Source organism: Tropicimonas sp. TH_r6, assembly GCF_033101155.1.
Lineage (GTDB): Bacteria > Pseudomonadota > Alphaproteobacteria > Rhodobacterales > Rhodobacteraceae > Tropicimonas.
In genome coordinates this window covers 24,586-45,335 of record NZ_JAWMPX010000030.1, presented here as the reverse complement: position 1 = coordinate 45,335, position 20,750 = coordinate 24,586, and the positions used below count along the sequence as shown (strand labels likewise).

Sequence of the window (20,750 nt, the reverse complement as noted above, 5' to 3'; positions counted from 1 at the left end):
CGCTGCCCTCGGAGGGATGTGGAAACACACCCGAGACCGGGCGCTGTGCGATTGGAGAACGACCTCCGTGCTGGAAATATGAGCACCCAATAAGGTTACGTTAGGAGAACTGTGGGAGGACTTCGTTGATCCAAAATCGGCGAATCGCCAGAAGAGGCCCACCGTGCTCAAGAACATCAAACTCGGAGTTGGCGCCCGCATCTACGCAATCGTAGTCGCGGCGATCCTGGTCACCATCGCAATTGGTCTTGTGATCAACACGATCACGTTGCGCAACAGTTACGCGCTTCGGGAACTCCACCTGCGGGATGTTGTTGATGTGACGGTCAGTCAGTTGGCAGCGCTCGATGCAGAGGTCCAGGCAGGCGAGTTGCCGCGCGAAGAGGCGATCGAACAGGGCATAAAACTCGTCAACGATGCGAGCTATGACAACGGGAATTACCTCTTCGCCTTCGATCAGGACCTCTCGCTATATGCCCATGGACGAAATCCCGACCGGCGCGGGGAAAATGTCTCCGGGTTTTCCGATCCCAACGGGGTCAAGGTCTATGTCGAACTGGGGGCCGTCGCGAAAGCCGAGGGCAGCGGTTTCGTTTCCTACAGCGCCAAACGCAAAGGGGATGATTCCGGAGCGCTTCGCCCGAAGTTGAGCTTTGCCCGCGCGTTCGAGCCATGGGGTTGGGTGATCGCCACGGGCTCGTATATCGAGGATATCGAGGCTCAGATTGCCAGTGTGCGCAATCTGGCGCTGATTGCCTTGGGGGCAGGTATTATGGTGCTGGCCGCGTTCAGTTGGGGCATTGCCCGTTCCATCACCGGCCCGCTCTCCGGTCTGGTTGGTCGCATGCAGGCGATGCGGGAAGATGATCTGGAATCGGATGTGCCGCATACGGCAGCCAGAAGCGAGCTTGGGCTGATGGCGCGTTCCATTGACGTTTTTCGGGAGCAGCTGGTCGAGCGCAAGCGACTGGAAAAGGAGCAGGCGGAGAAAGATACGGAGCTTGCGCGGGAACGCGAGGAATCGCTGCAACAGAAACTGGCGATGGAGAAACGTGACGCTGAGGAAGCAGAACGCCGTCGCGCGGATGAAGAGCGTCAAAGAATTGAACGCGAGGAGCAACGTTCAAAGGTCGAGGCAGAGCGAGAGGCGCGTCGTGCCGAGCAAGCCAAGGTCGTAGCAGCCCTGTCGAGTTCTCTGAGCGCGATGTCAAAGGGCGATCTCAGTTCCCGGATCGAAGACAGGTTCCCGGAGGATTACGAAGAGTTGCGCCGGAACTTCAATGATGCCATCGAACGGATTTCCTCGTTAGTCCGCGCGATTGTCGAGGGCTCTCAGACGATCAACGGCGAAAGCGACACCTTGAGCAATGCCGCGACTGAAATGAGCCGCCGAACCGAATCCCAGGCGGCCTCCCTAGAGCAAACCGCAGCGGCGATCACTGAGCTTTCGGCCTCTGTGGATAGCTCGAGCAAGGGGGCGCACGAAGCAACTAGCACTGTGGTCAAAGCCCGCGAGAAGACCGAGGTCGGGCGAGAGGTGGTCGAACAGACCATTGCCTCCATGTCCGAGATCGCCGAAAGCTCCGGCAAGATTTCCAAGATTACGAATGTGATTGACGACATTGCCTTCCAGACCAACCTCTTGGCGTTGAACGCCGGTGTCGAGGCGGCCAGGGCTGGGGAAGCAGGACGCGGTTTCTCGGTGGTCGCTTCGGAGGTCCGCGCCCTTGCACAGAGATCGTCCGAAGCAGCGAAGGAGATTGCCGAACTGATCAATACATCCGGTCAGCAGGTTGAGACTGGGGTGACACTGGTAAAGAACTCGGGTGAAGCACTTCAGGAAATCCAGGGTATGGTGATGTCGCTGAACGAGCTTGTTGCGGCGGTTGCGGATGCTTCCACGCAGCAATCGACGACCCTCTCCGAGATTACGACGGCGGTCAACCGGCTCGATCAGGTCACACAGCAAAACGCGGCGATGTTTGAAGAGACGACTGCTGCGGTCAGTTCGCTTCAGGCGCAAGCTGGTGCGCTTGACCGCAACAGTGCGAGCTTCCGCCTTGGCCGAGAAAACGTCTTGGCGATTTCGCATGAATCTTCTGCGGCGACTCCCAACGCCGGTCGGAAAGCTCCGGCAGTCGCGAAGGCAGTGAATGAGACCGTATCGGCTTCAACATCTGCCACCCCGGAAACGGATCTCGATGACGGATGGGCAGACTTCTGACCCTGATGCCCGGAACTGCCTTCGGGCAATAGATACTTTCGGCGTTGGTCTTGTAACGATCGCAAAAAGCCATTGGCAGACGGTGTCCCGGGCGGACAGTGGGTTTGTTGAGAAACAACGACCCATTGTTCGCTTCGGGACTCGTCTGGGCTCTTCCAACTCCCAATTCTGTTCTCCAACGACATACTGCTGCAGGCAGAGAGCCGACATATCACCTTGATCAGGTTCAGAAACGTGGTTCTGGCGCGGGCAAGTGGGTCTTCTGTTTCGGCACTGAAGCCAGGTTTTCAGGACAGCATGGTTAGCGCCAAAGAGGTGGTCCCGGATATTTCGATCAATCTTTGGCGTGGAGAACGGGAAAAAACGACTTCGGTTCAGATGCCTCTTTTGACATCGCTGCGTTCGGTTTCAATCGCGCCGCCGTGATTCAAGAGATCGTGGGGAGACTTGGTCGCTGGATAGCGCGCGGTTGTTTCGATGTGAAACGACGGAGGAGCATACCGGCGATAACACAGACCCAGACGTGATCCGTCCGAAGGGCGGTCGATTCCGAGCGCATGGGTTTTGGAATGATGGGCGGTTTCGCGGATGGTCTGCATCAGCAGACAACGTCATGCGTCTGAAGGTTCCTGCAACCTGAAATCGCTGTATTGCAACGGTCGGGTTGAACGCAATTGCGGTTGCCTTTCCCTTCGCTTCGGTCGATACGTATTTGTTTCTTTTTGTAAGCAGGATCCCGAATGACTGTCTCGTCGTCGAGCCAGGACACCTTGTCGTATGCAGACATCTTCAGACTTGCCTGGCCGCTTGGGCTCAAGGCAATGATGTTGCATGGCATCGTTGTAATCGATGTCTGGCTGGTCTCGGCGCTTGGCGAAGGTTCGGTGGCCGCGATGGGACTGGCGGCCACGGTTGGCGGTCTGCTGCTCGGTGTGCTTTTCGCCTTCTCCAACGCGGCGCAGATCCGTATTGCTCAAGCCTTCGGCTCAGGTGATCGAAGGTCACTCAAGACCGGCGTCTATATCGGGATGATGATCAATATCGTCTCGGCGCTGTTCGGGATCGTTCTCGTATGGGCTATCGGCGACTGGATCATCGATAGCTTCGCTCACTCGCCGGACATCGCAGCCCAAGCCCGGAGCTACCTCTCGGTCTTTCTGTGGGTTGTGCTGATGGAGGCTGTCGCGCAATGCCTCGGCAGCTACTTCAACGGCTGCGGGCGCACGACGTTGCCGGCCTTCAGCTACATGATCGCCATTCCGATCAACGTGGCGGTCAGCTATTCCCTGATCCACGGACATTTCGGCTTGCCTGCCATGGGGGTAACTGGGGCGGCCGTCGGCAGCGCTGTCTCCTCTTTCACCCGGGCGCTATTTCTTGGTGCGTTTTTCCTGCGCCTGACGGGCGCATACCGGGACGTCGAAGGATGGCGGAATGGCTCTTTCAGTGCCTCGGTGCGTCGCCATCTTGTTTTTGCCATGCCGATTGCCGGCCAATTCATCTCTATGGTGATCGTCAACAATATCTGCATGCTGATCTATGCCAAGATGACCGTGAACCAGTTCGCGGCGCTGACTCTGATCAATCCATGGGTAATGGTTGCAGGCAATTTCAGTACGGCTTGGGGTATGGCGACGGGGATCGCGGTCGCGCAGATGCTGGGCAATGGGCAGAGTGGTTCAACCCTGAACGACTTCCTGTTGCGTGCCTGGCGCGGGGCTTTTGTGGCTGCGCTGATCGTGGCCGCGTGTTTTCTGGCGCTCTGCCTGTCCGTTGACCGGATCTACGCCAATCTCGGCGAAGAGACGCGGGGGGCGCTGGTGTCGTTCCTCCCGGTCCTGCTGCTGATGCCGCTGCTGCGTGGCTCGAATATCATGTGCGGACACACGCTGCGGGCCGGTGGAGATACGCTCTACTCGATGAATGTGCACGTCATGACGCAGTGGCTGTTCCGCGTACCGATGGTGGCGCTCTTCGTTTTGTGGCTGGATCTTTCGGCCACCTGGGTCTTCTCGCTGATCTTGTTCGAAGAGCTCCTGAAGTTCCCCTTCTTCCACCGACGGGTGCTCAAGGGAGAATGGCGCAAGGGTCCGGCGGAAGAATAGGCGAGGGCAGGGCCTGCGGGGCAACCTCGGATCTCGGGAGATCAGGCAAAAAAGATTGCGGGCCTGCGACGGAACACAGCCGGTTATGCGTATTGCTGATATAGCAAACAGGAACCGAAGGGTCTTCGTCATGAAACCGATCTTCTTCACCACCGTTGCCGTCCTGGCTCTGAGCACCGTCCCGTCGATTGCACAGCAGTCCGGGGACAGTTTCGTCCCGGGCGCCAGCTTTCTGACCAACTGGGACGCGGACGAGGACGGCAAGGTCACCCTCGACGAGTTGAGCGAACGCCGGGGCGATGTCTTCGCGGGATTCGATGAGAACGAAGATGGTGCGCTGAGCGCCGAAGAATATCGCGCGTTGGACGAAGCGCGCATGGGAACGATGCAACGCCCCGACGACCGCGGCAACGGAGCTGGTCGCGGCGAACAGGTCTGGGCATTCGACGCAGCAGATGCCGACAAGGATGGCGCGGTCTCGCTGGAGGAATTCGCCGGAGCTTCTGCTCAATGGATGCAGGTGATGGACAGCAACGGGGACAGCGTGCTGACGGTCGAGGATTTCGGCCAGGGAGCACGGCAAGACGGTCAGGGCCAACGCCCCGCCATGGGGCAGGGCAACGGGCAAGGGCGCGGCCAGGGCAAAGGTCAGGGGCGTGGCCAGGGCCAAGGACAGGGCCGTGGACAGGGTCAAGGGCAGGGCCAGGGGCGTCAATCGGACGTGCAGTCACCAGCGCAAGGCATGGGCCAGCCTCAACAGGGGCGCGCGCCGGGCAAGGACCGGGGATATGCTCAGCAAGGCCGGCAGCAAGGTCAGGAACAGCGCGCCGGTCAGGGGCGCGGTCACGGTCAGCAGGGCGGTCAGGGCAAGATGCGCGGCCAGCAGACGGCTGCGTTTGAGGCAGTCCCGACCTCCGATGGCACCCTTTGGATCGTGGACGCGCGCACGGGCGACATCCTCGCCTGCAAGTCCGTCGCCGACAGCACTGCCGCGGCCGGGTTCACTCCTGTTTGCGTGGAGGTCGGCCAATAGCAGGCCGGGTACGATCCCGGCAGGGCGGACAGGGCACCCTGTCCGCCCGTTTTCGCAATGAATCCCAGTAAACTGACATCGTGACCCGACAAGACGGCGGAAGGCAGGGCCCGACGCTACCAGAATTGTCCAAGGGACACCGCATTCCGAGCCTGTCATGACTTTCCGAAAGATCCTCTTCTGGAGCCACCTTGTTACCGGGATCGCCGCCGGGTTGGTGATCCTGCTGCTCTCCGTCACCGGCCTGTTGTTGACCTACGAAGTCCAGATGATCCACTGGGCGGAGAACCGATTTGGTGTCGAAGGGGCCGGCGCGGGGCCGCTCTCGGCCGACGCGCTCGCCGAAATCGCTGTTCTGGAGACGGGAGGCGCGGTCACCGAACTTGTTTTCGAGAACGATCCGAGCGCATCTGTTCTGGCGAGCTCCGGGCGGGACGGGAAGATCTTCCTTGATCCCTATTCCGGTGAAGTCCTCTCCGACACTCCCACCGCAATCGAGGGTTTTTTCGGCTCGGTCACACATCTTCATCGCTGGCTGAGTTTCTCGGGTCCGAGCAAGACGGGCGGCGCCATCACCGGGGCTGCGAACCTTCTATTCGGCTTCCTGTTGCTCTCCGGGGCCTATCTCTGGCTGCCGAAGCTTTGGAGGTGGGGAATGTTGAAGATGCGGATCCTGTTCCGCCGCAGCTACCCCAATGCCAAGGCGCGCGATTTCGCCTGGCACCATGTCTTTGCCTGCTGGGCCGCAATCCCGCTCTTCTTCATCATCTTCTCCGGGGTGGTGATTTCCTATTCCTGGGCAAGCGATCTCGTGCAGGCCGCATTTGGCGAAGCTGTCCACACTGAGGAGGACGGCGCGCAAGGTCATGGGCCCGGCAAGGGCATGGGCGCTGGCATGGGGCGCGGACGGGGCCGATCCGGGGGCGATGATCATGCCACCGGATCGCTGGCCATTGCGGAAGAGGGCGTGGGGCTGCAGGCCGTGCTCGACACGGCGGCGGCGCATGACCCGGCCTGGAACCGGATCACCCTGACCCTGCCGCGCGGAGACGCGGCCGAGATGGTCAGCGCCAAACTCGATACGGGAACCGGTAAACAGGCCGCGCGTCAGGAGACGCTGGCAATTTCGCAGGAGACCGGCGAGGTGACCGGGGTGTCGTCCCTTGCCGACCGCTCCGCCGCGATGCGGGCGCGGATCTGGCTGCGCTTCGTCCATACCGGCGAGGTCTACGGCATCATTGGCCAGACCATTGCCGGGCTGGCCTCGCTGGCGGGCATCTTCATGGTCTATACCGGCTTGGCCCTGAGCTATCGCCGCCTGATCCGGCCGCTCTTCCGTCGCGCGAAATCCACGGTCTGAAATCCCGGCGCGGGACGTCGTGTCTCATTGATCCGCACGCGTGACACGCGCCCCATGGCGGGGACGTCCGTTCCGGAAAGCGACCTCGCCCGATGCAGCGCCTCGAGAGCCATCTCTTCCCACCGACAGGCCGCGCTTTGCTGCGCGGGCTGGCGCTCGTGGCGATGCTGTTCCAGATCCTCTTAACGACGGATCATCTCGGCGCCTCGGCGGTTCGGGCCTTCGGGGCAGAGCCGGAGATCGCCGGCTTCGGGCTGATGGAGATCTGCGCCGGGGACGGTGTGCTGGTCATCGAACTCGGTGGGGGGGCGGAGAAGACGGGTGATGCCTGCCCGGTCTGTATCAGCGCCGCGGTCGCGGATTTCGGAGAGGTCGCCGCAGCCGCGCCGCCTGATCCGGCCTTCGCGCTTCTCGCCCAGTCCAGTGCGATCAGCGTGGGGGAAGCTGTCACCAGTCCCGGTGTCTCGAGCACCAAGCCGATCCGTGCCCCGCCATCTCGCCTGAGCTGATCGGCCGGACCGCAGGCAACGACCGACGCAGGACTGCCGGTTCCTTCGGCAGGGCTTGCCGTGTCGAGACTGCGGTATGTGCGACCGCTTCGCTGCTTGGAGACAGGGGTGCCCCCCGTTTCGACCCGCGCGGCGTTCGCGATCCTCAGGACAACAGGACAGACAATGAAACGTCGCGATTTCATCCGCACCACTTCTGCCGGGGCACTGCTTGCCGCTGGTTCCGCAACCGCCCAGCCGAAGATGAAAACCCCCTGGGACTGGACCGACGAGAACGGGCTTGCCCGCTTTCTCAAGGAAGATCCGACCCCGCTGGAAAACGAGTTCGAAAAATATCCGCGCTGCCCCTATTGCGGCATGATGCGCAAGCAGTGGAGCCATACCCGTCACCTCATCCATTTCGAGGACGAGACGGTCGACGCCACTTGCTCCATCCATTGCGCCGCGATCAGCCTGTCGCTGAACATGGATCGCGGTCCGCGCGTGATTTATGCCGGCGATGCCGGAGCCGAGGGCGAGGTCAAGCCGCTCGTCGATACGGCCGGAATGAGCTATGTTATTGATCCCGCGAAGATGGGCACGATGACGAAAGTCTCGAAATGGGCCTATGCGGAGACAGCGGCTGCCGAGGCAGCGGCGGGGGAAGGGGCGACACTCGTCGGGTTCGATGACGCTTTGCGCGCTGCCTTCGCCTCCATGGCCGAGGATACGATCGCGATCCGCAAGCGCCGGGCAGAGCGCCGCGCCCGCGCTGCCAATTGACGCCATGCCTGTCGGCCTGTCCGGTCTCGCACCGGACGGGCCCTCCCCGATGCGAAACGGACCCGCCATGTGCTCTCATTCTTTCCGCCCCAACCGCCGGCGCCTGCTGGCATATCTTCCCGTTGCCGCCCTGTTTGCGGGCCTCGGCTTTCGCCCTGTGCGTGCCGATGCCCCCACCATCGACCTGCCCCCGCCCGGCCCGCGAGACGTTTGCCCTGTCTGCGGTATGTTCGTCGCCCAATACCCCGAATGGGTCGCCACGATCCTTTGGGATGATGGTGAAGCGGTGCATTTTGATGGTGCGAAGGACTTCTTCAAATATCTCGACAATCTGACGAAATACGCCCCCGGTCGCGATGTTGGCCAGATCGCGGGCATGGGCGTGACGGAGTATTACGGTCTTACGCTGATCGATGCGCAAGCGGCGGAATATGTCATCGGCTCCGATGTCTATGGTCCAATGGGGCATGAGTTGGTGCCGCTGGCGACAGCCCTCGACGCGACGGATTTTCTCAAGGATCACACGGGAAAGGCGCGCGTCACCTTTGCGCAGGTCACCCGCGAAATGCTCACCGATCTCGACGCCGGAACATTCGAATGATCCAGCGCACAACGATAGTGTTCGGCCTAATCGCAGCCGGTTGCGCAGCACTCGCTCTCGAGGCGCTGCATGCCCGGATCATGCTCCGTTCCGAACAGGCCCGAATGGCCGGCTCGGCCGAGTTGGTGCGCCGCGCCGGCCTGACCGATCTCGCACTTTTCACCGAAGCCCGCTTTGCCCGTCACCCGGCGATGGCGGATCTGCACACAGCGTTTCAAGATAATCCGATGTCCTTCGAACATTTCCCAAGCGGCACCTTCGCCCCGCGCCCGGCAAGCGGCTTCGGGCGAGGTGCGCTGTATTTCGGCGCCGAAGAGGCCGTGCAATGACCGGCTGGTTGCGCCGCCAGCGCGCGCTGGCCGATTACACCCTTGCCGCCCTTGCCCGGAGGCGGGTCAAGAATGCCGGGTTGCTGCTGATCTACGCTTTGGTGGTCTTCATCGTCGCTTCGGCCACGCTTTTTTCTTCCGCGATCCGCAAGGAAGCCGAGATCGTCCTCGCTGAGGCACCGGAACTCATCATCCAGGATCTCGTGATGGGGCGACACGCGATGATCTCGGGAGAGCTGGTCGAGGAACTGGTGGGCATCCGCGGTGTGAGTGGGGTCAAGGGCCGGCTCTGGGGGTATTTTTACGACCGGGTGAACGGGGCCAATTACACGCTCATGGTGCCGCTCGACGAGACACTGGTCCCGGCACGCGGCGAGGCAATATTCGGCGAGGCGTTGCCCCGGACGCGCGGCCTGAACTGGGACAAGGCCCCGCTCTTTCTGAGCCGCTTCCCCGGGGATCTCTTCCGGCTCAACCCGGCGGGGCGGCTGGAGAGCGACAGCGCCCTTGTCTCCGCCGACCTGATCCTGATCGGAGAAGAGGATTTCCGCAGCTTCTTCGAACTGCCAGAGGGCGTCTATACCGACATCGCCGTCTCGATCCGCAATAGCCGGGAGATCGGCACCATCGTCGAGAAGGCCGGCAGGTTGCTGCCCCATGCCCGGCTCATCACCCGTGACGAGATTTCACGCACCTATCAGAAGCTGTTTTCGTGGCGCGAGGGGATCATGGTGGTGTTGGCGGGCGCTTGCGTCCTGGCCTTCGCGGTCTTCGCCGCCGAAAAGGCCTCCGGGCTCTCTGCCGAAGAGACCCGCGAAATCGGCATCCTCAAGGCGATCGGCTGGGACACAGGAGATGTCATCGCCATGAAGCTCTGGGAGGGCGGGCTGATCTCGATCGGTGCCTTCCTGCTGGGAACGGTGCTGGCCTATCTCCATGTCTTCGCCTTCGACGCGGCGCTCTTCGCTTCGGTGCTCAAGGGCTGGTCGGTCATCTACCCCGATTTCGCGCTCACACCGATGATCGACGGATTGCAGCTCTCTGCTCTCTTTTTCCTGACGGTGCTGCCCTACACGGCGGCTACAATCGTTCCGATTTGGCGCGCGGCGACGGCCGACCCAGACCAGGTCATGCGATAGGGGGCGACGATGATTTCACTGCAATCTGTCAGCAAGCTCTACAATGAGGGCCGCCCCAGCGAGACCACCGCGCTTTCGGGCATCGACCTCGAGATCGCCCGCGACGCGCTTACCGTCTTCAAGGGGCCTTCCGGCTCCGGCAAGACAACATTGCTGTCCATCATTGCCTGCATGGCGCGGCCAACCTCCGGGCGGATCTATGTCGACGGGCGCATGACGTCCGGCCTGCCGGAGAGCTTCCTTGCGAAAGAGCGTCGCCGGACTTTCGGCTTCGTCTTCCAGCGGTTCAACCTGATCCGGGGCCTGACGGTGATGGAAAATGTCCTTCTCCCGACCGCGCCGCTTGGCGGAAACCCGCAAGCCGATATCGACCGGGCTGCGGCCCGGCTCGATACGCTCGGGCTGGGGCCGAAGGCCAATGTCGCGGTGGAGCATCTTTCCGGGGGCGAGGCACAGCGCGCCGCTATTGCCCGCGCGCTCATCAACGACCCGCCCGTGCTGATCGCCGACGAGCCCACGGCCAATCTCGACACGGAACTTGCCCTGCGCTTTCTCGATATCGTCGCCGGGTTGCGCGCCGAAGGGCGGGCCGTGATCATGACCAGCCACGATGCGCGGATCTGGGGATCCGAGCTGGTGGACAAGGTGGTATCCATGCGGGACGGCCGGCTTGACGAGGGCACGTCATGATCCTGCAGACCCCGATCCTGGCCCTGCTCTTCGCCTCCGCGCTGGCCGGTCTCGTGGCGCTCTGGGCCGGCTGGTTCTCTTTTCGGGTGCTGCGGCACTGGGACGTTGCCAGTGGCAGCCGCCAGCAACTGACGCTGGAGCGTTCGACACAGCTCGTCTCCACGCTCTTCGGCTTCGTCATGCTGATCGAGATCGCGACGCTCTTTCTCTTCGTCTTCAATGCCGACCGCATGGCGGCGCTCTTCGTCGGTGCGATGTGCGCTGTTGGCACACTCAACGTGAACCCCTATGGCTTCCCGGCGCTCTATCTCAAGATCGCCGTCTTCTTTGCCGCGGCGCTCTGGCTGATCCTCGACCGGCTGGACAGGGCCGGCTATGACTACCCGCTGACCCGGTTGAAATACGCAGCCATTCTCGGCATCGCCCCGCTCGTGCTTGCCAGTGCCGCGACCGAACTGGCGTATTTCGCCAACCTGAAGACGGATGTCATCACTTCCTGCTGCTCGAAGCTTTACACGCCTGCCAATGAAGGGCTGGTGGCCGATATGACAGGCCTTGCGCCGGCGAACGCGCTCTGGCTGCTGGCCAATGCCGGGGGCGCGGTGCTCCTTTCGGGTATCTCCGTTCTATGGCTGGGGCGCGGGGAGCGGCTGCTGGCGTTTTTCGGGGCGGGTCTCTTCTTCGCGGCCCTCACGGCGATCGTCTCGGTGATCTCACTGTATGTCTATGACCACCCGAACCACCATTGCCCCTTCTGCCTGCTGAAACGGGAATATGGCTATTTCGGCTATGCGCTGTACCTACCGCTCTTCGCTGGCACGGTATGGGCCCTGGGAGCCGGGCTGGTGCGATCCATCCCGTGCGGCGACAGCCTCGCCGCAGTGGTGCCGGAGGCGGTCCGACGCCTGACGGTTCTTTCTCTGACAGCCTTCCTTCTCTTCGGCGTCGCGGTTTTCTGGGCCGTCGCGCGATCGCACCTCATTCTCCTCGGTTGACAGTTAGGTTTCTTCTCAACATGCCCCTCCCGTTCGACGCCATGTTCGCGTTCAAGCTGTGCTCTGCTGATCCCGGTGTTTGTGTTATATCTGCCTGGCAGGAGAGTTTGTGCAATCGGCGTAGCGTCTTGTTAGGAATATGGAGAGGGAGGCGCGGTAGCCTGCGTGGAAGTGTCCTTGTCACGAGTCGGAACGAAAGCATAAGTGGATGGAAAATGTTGGTGCTCCAGGCAATCAGCAGGTTGATATCCTTGCGCGTGTGCGCAAGTTCAACGCCGTACTCGACCAACTCATGCAGATCTACTCCGAGGACATCCTTTCTGAATTGGAGTTCTTTCGGCATGTCACCCGGGCTGTCTGCCTCGAAATGGAAGTGCCCCGGTTCAGCCTCTGGTCGCTGGATGACGACGAGAGCGCAATCCGATGCATAGATCTTTTTGAAGCAGAGAGTGACAACCACAGTTCGGGCTTCGTTCTCAATGAAGCCAGCTTTCCAGAGTATTTCAAGGCCGTTCTGCGGGATCGGGTGGTCGACGCTGTCGATGCCGGAAGTGACCCGAGAACCTCGGAGTTCCTCGATGTTTACCTGAAACCGGTCGGAATCCGGTCGATGCTGGATGCCCAGATCCGTTCTGCCGCCGGTCCCCGTGGGGTGGTTTGCGCCGAGACGCTTGGCGTGCAACGCGATTGGACACCGGACGAGATTGCTTTTGTGATCTCGGTTGCCGAAATGGTCGGCTTTTTCATGGACCGGGAAGACCGGAGGCTTGTTCATGCGACGCTGGAGCGCGTGAACAATCAACTCGAAGATGCCGTGCGCACGGCGAAGGAGGCAACCGAGCGCTACGATCTGGCGTTGAAGGGCGCGTCAGACGGATTGTTCGACATCGACTACCTGACCGGCCGGGTGTTCTTTTCCCCGCGCTGGTTCCAGATGCTTGGATACAAGGCGAATGGACTCCCGAATGAAATCGAAACATTCGCCTCCCTGCTTCATCCGGACGATGTAGAACACGTCGTGATCCTGCCCGAACAGATCTACGATCTGGCCGGTGACGTTGTGGAACGGGAATTCCGGATGCGACACAAGAACGGGAGCTGGGTAACGATCCTGTCCCGGGCCTATATCGTTCGGCGCGCGGGAAAGCTTGCGCGGGTGGTCGGAACGCATGTCGATATCAGCGAGTTGCGACAACAGCAGGCGGAACTGGAACGCGCGGCGACGACGGATCCGCTGACCGGCATCAGAAACCGCCGTGGATTGGCGGGGTTCATCGCAAAACAGGCCGTTTCGAGGAAAGTTGGTTCGCGGCTGGCGATCTTCCATCTGGATCTCGACAGTTTCAAGTCGATCAACGACATGAACGGTCATGAAGCTGGCGATCATGTCCTCAAGGAAATCGCGAGTCGGCTGACGGCACACCGGGCGGCCTTCCCGGTGATCGCCAGGGTCGGGGGCGACGAGTTCCTTTTGGCTCAGACAAGCCATGGCGACGATGCGAGCGTTCTGGAGATCGCGCAGCAGGTGGTCGAGGATGTGTCCTTGCCTATCCAGTATTTCGGCCTGAGCCTCCGCATCGGAGCGAGCATCGGAATCGCCTTCGCCGAGGATACGCGGGAGGAGACGATCGAACAGGCGGCCGCGAATGCCGACATAGCGCTCTATGCCGCCAAATCGATGGGCCGAAATCACTGCCTGATCTTCGAATCCGGAATGCGTGCGGCAGCCATGCGCGCCATCGAAGTGTCGTCGGATATTCACTACGGGCTGGAACGCGACGAGTTCCAACCGCTCTTCCAGCCGCAGGTGGATGCCTCCACGGGCAAGATCGTCGGTTTTGAAGCCCTTGCGCGCTGGTATCACCCGAGCCGTGGTCTTCTGAGTGCATCGGAGTTCGTCTCTTACGCCGAAAACGCGCATTTGCTCGAAGCCATCGATGACACGATCTTCGAACATGCCTGTGAGGCCATCCCGATCCTTGCTGCGTTTGGGGTGGGAATGGCAACGGTCAGTGTCAATGTCTCAACGGCAAGACTTGGAGATGCAAGGCTTGTCGAAAAGCTGATCCGGGCGACCGACAGGGTCTGTGTCGCGCGAGATCGCATCCGGATCGAGATCCTGGAGTCGACGCTACTGAACGAAAGATGCGGCAATATCCTGCGGAATATCTTCGAGTTGTCCAAGGCTGGTTTCGAGATGGAGCTCGACGATTTCGGCACCGGGCATACGGCGATCGCAAGCCTGCGAAACTATCCCATCTCGCGGATAAAGATCGACAGGAGCCTGATTACCGATATCCAGCAGGATCGGACGCTCCAGGCCTTGTCCGGGACCATCGTGGATCTTGGCAGGAAGCTGGGCATCGACGTTCTTGCGGAAGGTGTCGAGACCGATGAGGAGCTTCGATACCTTACGAGCATCGGCTGCTCGCAAGTGCAGGGTTACCTGATCGCCGAACCGATGCCCCTCGAGACCTTGAGAACCTGGATCGAGGACTGGACCGGACAGGTCAATTCGCGATCAGAGTACGAACGGTATCGGGATGTCGTGGGAAATAGGATGGCACTCCGTCGATAAGGCTGCCTTTTGTGCCTCACGTGCTGGAGTTTTGGCGGTCATCTTGCCCGTGGGCGGACGATTTCGCATCATCAGGTGGCAACATAACGTGCCGCGGGGCGACCGGCCTCGGGAACTCCAGAAGGGGACCAGACATGAACGCAAAGCTTGGTCTCGCGGTAATTGGCTGCGGCATGGCCGCCAAGCCACACGCCTTGGCGCTTCAGGCGTTGTCCAACATGATCGATGTCCGGGGAGTTCATGCGCGCGACCGCCAACGTCTCGAGCGTTTCGCGACGGAGTTCGGGTTTCCTGTGTCCGAAAAGGCCGAGGCGCTGGCCGCAGATCCGGGTGTCGATGCGGTGCTGATACTGACGCCGCCGAACGCGCGCGCGGCATATGTCGAGCTTTTTGCCGCCGCCGGAAAGCATGTCCTGTGCGAAAAGCCCTTGGAACGGACGGTCGAAGCGGCGGAACGGATCGTGCAACTCTGCCGCGACCATGCCGTAACGCTCGGTGTTGTGTTTCAGCATCGTTTTCGCGCTGCAAGCCAGGACCTGGCGCGCCGCCTTGCAATGGATGAACTCGGCGCGATCCGCATGGTGCGTGTCGACATCCCATGGTGGCGCGATCAAGGGTATTACGACGAGCCGGGCCGCGGTAGCTATGCGCGCGATGGTGGTGGGGTGCTGATATGCCAGGCCATTCATACTCTTGACCTGATGCTTGACCTGACCGGGCCGGTGCGCGCGGTGCAAGCCATGGTCGCAACCACGGCGTTGCACCGGATGGAGGCGGAGGATTTTGCCGCAGGCACAATGGAGTTCGCCAATGGTGCCGTCGGCTCCCTCTTCGCGACGACGGCGGCCTATCCGGGAGAACCGGAATCGATCCGGCTTGAATGCGACGCCGCCTCGGTACGGCTGCAATCGGGCACCGTGACCTATTCCTGGCGAGATGGGCGGGTCGAAACCGCCGGAGCCGAGGCGCGCACGGGGGGCGGTGCCGATCCGATGGCGTTCCCGATGGACTGGCACCGGGATCTGATCGCGGACTTTGCCGAGGCGGTCAAAAGAGACCAGCGCCCGCGTGTGACGGGCGAGGACGCCCTTCAGGTGCAACGCCTGATCGAAGCAATCGAGATCTCGTCCTCGAGACGGTGCCGCGTCGAGTTGAGCGTCTGAAACGAGGTCAAGGGGCCGCGCCTTGACCCAGTGCCGAGGAATGGCTGGGCGTGGCCTCGAGCAAGTCCCGTCAGCGGCTCAGATCTGACCGTTCGAGCTCAGGGCGCTATGGTCGTCTCCGGTTGACGGAGCAGATGTTCACGGCCACTTTTAGCCGCGCCTTTCAGTTGCGCAGTCCCAATGTCTGCGCGAGCGAGAGCCGGGCTGACACGACTTAGAAAAATGTACCAAAGAAGAAGCCTGCCAACGCGGGGTTGGCAGGCTCCGATTTCGTTGCCCCGCAATTTGCTTCGCGGCGGGCTCTTCTGTCATTGACAGGGGCTTAGTGCAGGCGTTCCTGCGCCATCAGGCGGATCTCGGCGATCGCCTTGCCCGGATTCAGACCTTTCGGGCAGGTCTGGGTGCAGTTCATGATCACGTGGCAGCGATAGAGCTTGTAGGGATCTTCCACGTCGTCAAGACGCTCGCCGGTTGCCTCGTCGCGGCTGTCGATCATCCAGCGATAGGCGTGCAGCAGCGCGGCCGGGCCGAGATACCGATCGCCATTCCACCAGTAGGCGGGGCAGGAGGTCGAGCAGGATGCGCAGAGCACGCATTCATACAGACCATCGAGCAGGGCGCGGTCTTCAGGGGATTGAAGCCACTCTTTCTCGGGGGCCGGGGTCTTGGTTTCCAGCCAGGGCATGATGGAGGCATGCTGGGCATAGAAATGGGTCAGGTCCGGCACAAGGTCCTTGACGACGGGCATGTGCGGCAACGGGTAGATCTTCACGTCGCCTTTCTGCTCGTCGATGCCCCAGATACAGGCAAGCTTGTTGATCCCGTTGATGTTCATCGCGCAGGAGCCGCAGATGCCTTCACGGCAGGAGCGGCGGAACGTGAGTGTGGGATCGATCTCGTCCTTGATCTTGATCAGCGCGTCCAGGATCATCGGGCCGCAATCGTCCAGATCAATGAAATACGTGTCGAGCTGCGGGTTTTTCCCGTCATCCGGGTTCCAGCGATAGATCACGAATTTGCGGACGTTCTTGGCTCCGGCCGGCTTGGGCCATGTCTTGCCGACCTTTACCGTGGAGTTTTTGGGGAGAGTGAATTGAACCATTTGGTCACCTCAGCTGGCTCGCGTGGGGCGCGAGGCCGCCACGTGGCGTGGATTCGAGTGAAATGGGGTGCACAGTTTCATGTCCGTCAGCGCCTCGACCATTGGCAATATAGGTCGCCCTTGTAGAGAATCGACGGGTTCCGGCCGCAGCTCATGTTGCGGTAGCCGCCGCCGGCCCGGATCGACCGGACCACCGTCTTGTTCCGCGAATTGAACTGCTCCATCTCCGCCTCTCCGAGGCCAAGCTTCCCTGCCGCGCAGCGATTGATGGAATCCGCGGACTGGTAGGTCACCTGATCATAGGGGGCGATCTGCACGGCCATCCTGTCGGTGGCCGTGCCGGAAGAGCGCTGCTCGATATAGGCCGCCCCGCCAACCAGTTGTTGCCGTTTGCACTCCAGGATGGCGGTGCGCTGCACCTCCAGTTCGGCAGCGCTCAGCGCCGAGGCCACGCCCGGAAGGGCGGCGGCCAAGGCAAAGGCAATTACGGAAATCGGCAGTTTGACCTGAGACATCATCAGTACACCCTCGCTTTCGGCGCGATCTTGGCTGTTGCGATCCCACCTTCATCTTCGGTGGTGAGCGGGTCAAGATGCACCGGACGATAGTCGAGGCGGACATCCGGCCCGTCGACCCAAGCCAGAGAGTGCTTGCGCCAATTCTCGTCGTCGCGGTCCGGGTAGTCCTCGTGGGCATGCGCGCCACGGGATTCCTTGCGGGCGTCGGCAGCGACGATGGTGGCCATCGCGTTCGGCATAAGGTTGGTCAGCTCCAGGGTTTCCATCAGGTCGGAGTTCCAGACCAGCGAGCGGTCCGTGACCTTCAGGTCGTCCATCTTGGCGGCGACCACCTTCATCTTCTCGACGCCTTCGGCGAGGACCTTTTCGGTGCGGAAGACGGCAGCGTTGTCCTGCATGGTCTTCTGCATGTCCAGCCGCAGCTCGGCGGTGGTGGTGCCACCATCAGCGTAGCGCACCTTGTCGAAGCGCTCCAGGGCCGCGTCCAGCGACGCCTTGTTCAGCTCCGGGTTCGCTTCGTTCGGGTTCACGATCTGACCGGCGCGGATCGCGGCGGCACGACCGAAGACCACAAGGTCGATCAGCGAGTTGGAGCCAAGACGGTTGGCACCGTGAACCGAGGCACAGCCAGCTTCGCCCACGGCCATAAGGCCCGGCGCAACGGCGTCGGGATTATCGGCAGTCGGGTTCAGCACTTCACCCCAGTAGTTCGTCGGGATGCCGCCCATGTTGTAGTGCACCGTCGGCAGAACCGGCACCGGCTCGCGGGTCAGGTCCACACCGGCGAAGATCTCGGCGCTCTCGGTGATGCCCGGCAGGCGCTCGGCGAGCGTTTCTGGCGGGATGTGGTTGAGGTGCAGCGAGATGTGGTCCTTGTTCGGGCCCACGCCGCGGCCTTCGCGGATCTCGATGGTCATGCAGCGCGAAACGACGTCGCGGCTGGCCAGATCCTTGTAGGTCGGTGCATAGCGCTCCATGAAGCGCTCGCCTTCGGAGTTGGTCAGGTAACCGCCTTCGCCGCGGGCACCCTCGGTGATCAGGCAGCCCGAGCCATAGATGCCGGTCGGGTGGAACTGAACGAACTCCATGTCCTGCAGGGGCAGGGCCTGACGCGCCAGCATGGCGTTGCCATCACCGGTGCAGGTATGGGCCGAGGTGGCCGAGAAGTAAGCACGGCCATAGCCGCCAGTGGCTTGAACGACCATCTTGGCGTTGAAGGCGTGCAGGGTGCCGTCATCCAGTTTCCAGGCCAGAACGCCCTGACATTGCCCGTCTTCGGACATGATCAGGTCGGTGGCGAAATACTCGATGAAGAACTGCGCGTCTTCCTTGATCGACTGGCCATAGAGCGTGTGCAGAATGGCGTGGCCGGTGCGGTCGGCGGCGGCACAGGTCCGCTGCACGGCGGGGCCTTCACCGTATTCGGTGGTGTGGCCGCCGAAGGGACGCTGGTAGATGCGGCCTTCTTCGGTGCGCGAGAAGGGCACGCCGTAATGCTCGAGCTCGTAGACGGCCTTGGGGGCCTCGCGAACCATGTATTCCATCGCGTCGGTGTCGCCGAGCCAGTCGGACCCCTTCACGGTGTCATACATGTGCCACTGCCAGCTGTCTGGGCCCATGTTGCCGAGGGAGGCGGCGATGCCGCCTTGGGCGGCGACGGTGTGCGAACGGGTCGGGAAGACCTTGGTGATACAGGCGGTCTTGAGCCCCTGCTCGGCCATGCCGAGCGTGGCGCGCAGGCCCGCGCCGCCGGCCCCGACGACGACAACGTCGTATGTGTGGTGGGTGATATCGTAAGCGGTCATTGTTCTTTATTCTCCGAAGCTTAGCCGATCATCGAGGCGATCAGGATCTTGACGAGGGCGAAGAGGCCCAGGCCACAGAAGAACCAGCCAAGCATGTTGGTGATGATCATTCCGCCGAAATCGTAGCCCTTGGGGACATAGTCTTCGAACACTTTCCTGATGTTGAAACGCCAGTGATAGGTGGTCGAAACGACGAAGAGTCCGGCGATGACGAAGTTGAAGGGCTTGGTCAGGCCTTCGACGAGAGCGTCATAGTCGCTGCCCATGAGCGGCGCGATCCGGACGAGGAAGAGGATGACCAGGGTGGCCATCGCATAGGAGCTGTAGGTGACTTCCAGCTGGTGCTCGGCTCCATGAGCCAGGGAGCCTTTGCCGGCGGCGCGTTTGCGGTCGGTCTGATAGGACATGTGCAACCTCCGGTTCAGACGATAAGAAGGATGATCGAGGTCAGGACGGCGCCAACAACGGAGCCGAAGACGATGATCCAACCGAGTTTTTCAGCGGTTTCCAGTTCGAGCCCGATGGCTTCGTCCCAGATGAGGTGACGGATGCCACCCAGCATGTGGTACCAGAGCGCCCAGATGACGCCGAACCAGACGATATAGGAGAGCCACCAGCCGAAGAGCCAGGCGCTGTGGGCCGCGTAGACTTCGGGGCCGGCGGCTGCGGCGAGCATCCACCAAAGGACGAGGAGCATACCGACGGTCGAGCCGTTACCAGTGATCCGGATAAGGATCGAGCTGATCATGAGGATATGCGGGCGATAGATCTGGAGGTGGGGCGACCGGGGCCGATTTCCCCGGTTCACATCGGCTGTCATAAGACTGACTCCTTTTGCTGACGCGGGGGCGGTCCCGCATTTGCCCCCTTCTCTAATACATCTTTTGAGGGTGTCACGCGAATGCAGCGCGAATCGGCGCGGTTAATTGGCGCAATCCCGAGCAAATCCGCGCGTCCCATTCCGAAAATTCTATGTGTATTCCACAGGATACCGGAAAATGCCCAAAATGGCGGCAAACCATACTTCTCTACCGATTGATCCGGGGCTTGGGGTGCCCTTTCGGGGCTCTGAAACCTCATAGCCGCCCTGCCATCTCGTACAGATGATCCTCGAATTCGGTGCACATGGTGATGGTCACGCTGGAAGGATCGTACCAGGCATTCGCTTCGCCGCAGGGTTCGACTGAGACCAGAAGCGGTTCGGACAGCGATATCTCCTCGGCCAGTGCCTCCACTTCCGCACGCACAACCTCGAGCGTAAGGCTGTCTTGTGCGGATCTGTCGAACTCGAAGGTGAGGGACGTGTCATCCGCCCCGATCCAGATCTCGTCCAGAACTGCGCCCCAGGCGTCGGCGGCCTGATCGTACTCCTCCGGGCAATACTCCGCCCGATCTTCAGGCAGGCCCAACTCCTCGGCCAGATCGCCGCGCGCATCGGGGTCGGCGCCGTAGAAGATGCAGACAGTATTATAGTAGCGCTGCTCGTCTGGCCCATGCGTGTCCCACCAGGCGATCTCGTCCGCCATCTCGTCGCGCAGGAGGGCCTCGCCGAGAAAGCCCCACGCGGTGTCATAGGCGATGTCTTCGGCCGACTCGTCCTCGAAGATCGCGTCGATCAGGAAAATGGAAAACACATCCGCTGCATCTTCTTCCTGACCGAAGATCGGCACGGCCTCGATATCGATCAGCGCATGCCCGAGCTCGTGGTAGAAGATTGCCAGAAGGTTGGCCTCGACAAAGGCGTCGGCCTCTTCGCTGGCATCGGCAACCGCCGCCAGCAGAGTCGAGGCTGCCAGCACCGTCAGCATCTTCCGGATCATTCCAACCCTCCCGTTGG

At 61.5% G+C, this 20,750-nt stretch carries 20 protein-coding genes; 13 read left to right on the top strand and 7 right to left on the bottom strand.

Going from position 1 to position 20,750, the window contains the following annotated elements:
- The first annotated feature begins 163 nt into the window (after positions 1 to 163).
- Entirely contained in the window at positions 164 to 2,224 is a 2,061-nt protein-coding gene (locus tag R3X27_RS21275) for a methyl-accepting chemotaxis protein (protein ID WP_317710912.1), read from the top strand.
- 374 nt (positions 2,225 to 2,598) lie between these two features.
- Here R3X27_RS21275 and R3X27_RS21270 read toward each other — a convergent pair whose 3' ends face one another.
- On the bottom strand, positions 2,599 to 2,823 hold the full coding sequence (locus tag R3X27_RS21270; RefSeq protein WP_317710911.1) for a hypothetical protein: 225 nt from the start codon (positions 2,821 to 2,823) through the stop codon (positions 2,599 to 2,601).
- 141 nt (positions 2,824 to 2,964) lie between these two features.
- On the opposite strand from R3X27_RS21270, the gene R3X27_RS21265 reads away from it, so the two are divergent.
- The 12 genes from R3X27_RS21265 to R3X27_RS21210 all read left to right on the top strand — a co-directional run bounded on the left by R3X27_RS21265 (position 2,965) and on the right by R3X27_RS21210 (position 15,488).
- Positions 2,965 to 4,329, top strand: coding sequence for an MATE family efflux transporter (locus R3X27_RS21265; RefSeq protein WP_317710910.1), 1,365 nt, complete (start codon positions 2,965 to 2,967; stop codon positions 4,327 to 4,329).
- Positions 4,330 to 4,459: 130 nt separating this feature from the next.
- Positions 4,460 to 5,362, top strand: a complete 903-nt coding sequence (locus R3X27_RS21260) for an EF-hand domain-containing protein (protein ID WP_317710909.1) — start codon at positions 4,460 to 4,462, stop codon at positions 5,360 to 5,362.
- Between the two features lie 157 nt (positions 5,363 to 5,519).
- Positions 5,520 to 6,722 (top strand): PepSY-associated TM helix domain-containing protein, encoded by a 1,203-nt coding sequence (locus tag R3X27_RS21255; protein WP_317710908.1) that lies wholly within the window; start codon positions 5,520 to 5,522, stop codon positions 6,720 to 6,722.
- A gap of 92 nt (positions 6,723 to 6,814) precedes the next feature.
- Positions 6,815 to 7,231 (top strand): hypothetical protein, encoded by a 417-nt coding sequence (locus R3X27_RS21250; protein WP_317710907.1) that lies wholly within the window; start codon positions 6,815 to 6,817, stop codon positions 7,229 to 7,231.
- A gap of 165 nt (positions 7,232 to 7,396) precedes the next feature.
- Entirely contained in the window at positions 7,397 to 7,993 is a 597-nt protein-coding gene (locus tag R3X27_RS21245) for a nitrous oxide reductase accessory protein NosL (RefSeq protein WP_317710906.1), read from the top strand.
- Between the two features lie 67 nt (positions 7,994 to 8,060).
- Positions 8,061 to 8,594 carry a nitrous oxide reductase accessory protein NosL gene (locus R3X27_RS21240; RefSeq protein ID WP_317710905.1) on the top strand — a complete coding sequence of 178 codons (534 nt, stop codon included), beginning with the start codon at positions 8,061 to 8,063 and terminating at the stop codon, positions 8,592 to 8,594.
- Positions 8,591 to 8,923 (top strand): hypothetical protein, encoded by a 333-nt coding sequence (locus R3X27_RS21235; protein WP_317710904.1) that lies wholly within the window; start codon positions 8,591 to 8,593, stop codon positions 8,921 to 8,923. Before R3X27_RS21240 ends, R3X27_RS21235 begins: the two co-directional genes overlap by 4 nt.
- Entirely contained in the window at positions 8,920 to 10,062 is a 1,143-nt protein-coding gene (locus R3X27_RS21230) for an ABC transporter permease (RefSeq protein WP_317710903.1), read from the top strand. Before R3X27_RS21235 ends, R3X27_RS21230 begins: the two co-directional genes overlap by 4 nt.
- 9 nt (positions 10,063 to 10,071) lie before the next feature.
- Positions 10,072 to 10,752: an ABC transporter ATP-binding protein gene (locus R3X27_RS21225; protein ID WP_317710902.1), complete on the top strand. Its 681-nt coding sequence runs from the start codon at positions 10,072 to 10,074 to the stop codon at positions 10,750 to 10,752.
- Positions 10,749 to 11,747: a hypothetical protein gene (locus R3X27_RS21220; protein ID WP_317710901.1), complete on the top strand. Its 999-nt coding sequence runs from the start codon at positions 10,749 to 10,751 to the stop codon at positions 11,745 to 11,747. Before R3X27_RS21225 ends, R3X27_RS21220 begins: the two co-directional genes overlap by 4 nt.
- A 208-nt stretch (positions 11,748 to 11,955) precedes the next feature.
- The gene (locus R3X27_RS21215) at positions 11,956 to 14,325 is read left to right on the top strand and encodes a putative bifunctional diguanylate cyclase/phosphodiesterase (RefSeq protein WP_317710900.1); all 2,370 of its coding nucleotides are present in this window, start codon (positions 11,956 to 11,958) and stop codon (positions 14,323 to 14,325) included.
- A 134-nt stretch (positions 14,326 to 14,459) separates the two neighbouring features.
- Complete coding sequence (locus R3X27_RS21210) at positions 14,460 to 15,488, top strand: Gfo/Idh/MocA family oxidoreductase (protein ID WP_317710899.1); 1,029 nt, start codon at positions 14,460 to 14,462, stop codon at positions 15,486 to 15,488.
- A gap of 322 nt (positions 15,489 to 15,810) precedes the next feature.
- Here R3X27_RS21210 and R3X27_RS21205 read toward each other — a convergent pair whose 3' ends face one another.
- From R3X27_RS21205 to R3X27_RS21180, 6 genes are all read right to left on the bottom strand, one after another.
- Complete coding sequence (locus R3X27_RS21205) at positions 15,811 to 16,590, bottom strand: succinate dehydrogenase iron-sulfur subunit (protein ID WP_317710898.1); 780 nt, start codon at positions 16,588 to 16,590, stop codon at positions 15,811 to 15,813.
- Positions 16,591 to 16,676: 86 nt separating this feature from the next.
- Positions 16,677 to 17,108: a hypothetical protein gene (locus R3X27_RS21200; RefSeq protein WP_317710897.1), complete on the bottom strand. Its 432-nt coding sequence runs from the start codon at positions 17,106 to 17,108 to the stop codon at positions 16,677 to 16,679.
- A complete protein-coding gene (gene sdhA, locus R3X27_RS21195) occupies positions 17,108 to 18,913 on the bottom strand; it encodes a succinate dehydrogenase flavoprotein subunit (protein WP_317710896.1) in 1,806 nt (601 codons plus the stop codon). Before sdhA ends, R3X27_RS21200 begins: the two co-directional genes overlap by 1 nt.
- Before the next feature lie 20 nt (positions 18,914 to 18,933).
- The gene (locus R3X27_RS21190) at positions 18,934 to 19,320 is read right to left on the bottom strand and encodes a hypothetical protein (RefSeq protein WP_317710895.1); all 387 of its coding nucleotides are present in this window, start codon (positions 19,318 to 19,320) and stop codon (positions 18,934 to 18,936) included.
- 14 nt (positions 19,321 to 19,334) lie between these two features.
- The gene (sdhC, locus tag R3X27_RS21185; RefSeq protein WP_317710894.1) at positions 19,335 to 19,733 is read right to left on the bottom strand and encodes a succinate dehydrogenase, cytochrome b556 subunit; all 399 of its coding nucleotides are present in this window, start codon (positions 19,731 to 19,733) and stop codon (positions 19,335 to 19,337) included.
- A 256-nt stretch (positions 19,734 to 19,989) separates the two neighbouring features.
- A complete protein-coding gene (locus tag R3X27_RS21180; protein WP_317710893.1) occupies positions 19,990 to 20,733 on the bottom strand; it encodes a DUF4344 domain-containing metallopeptidase in 744 nt (247 codons plus the stop codon).
- Positions 20,734 to 20,750 lie beyond the last annotated feature (17 nt).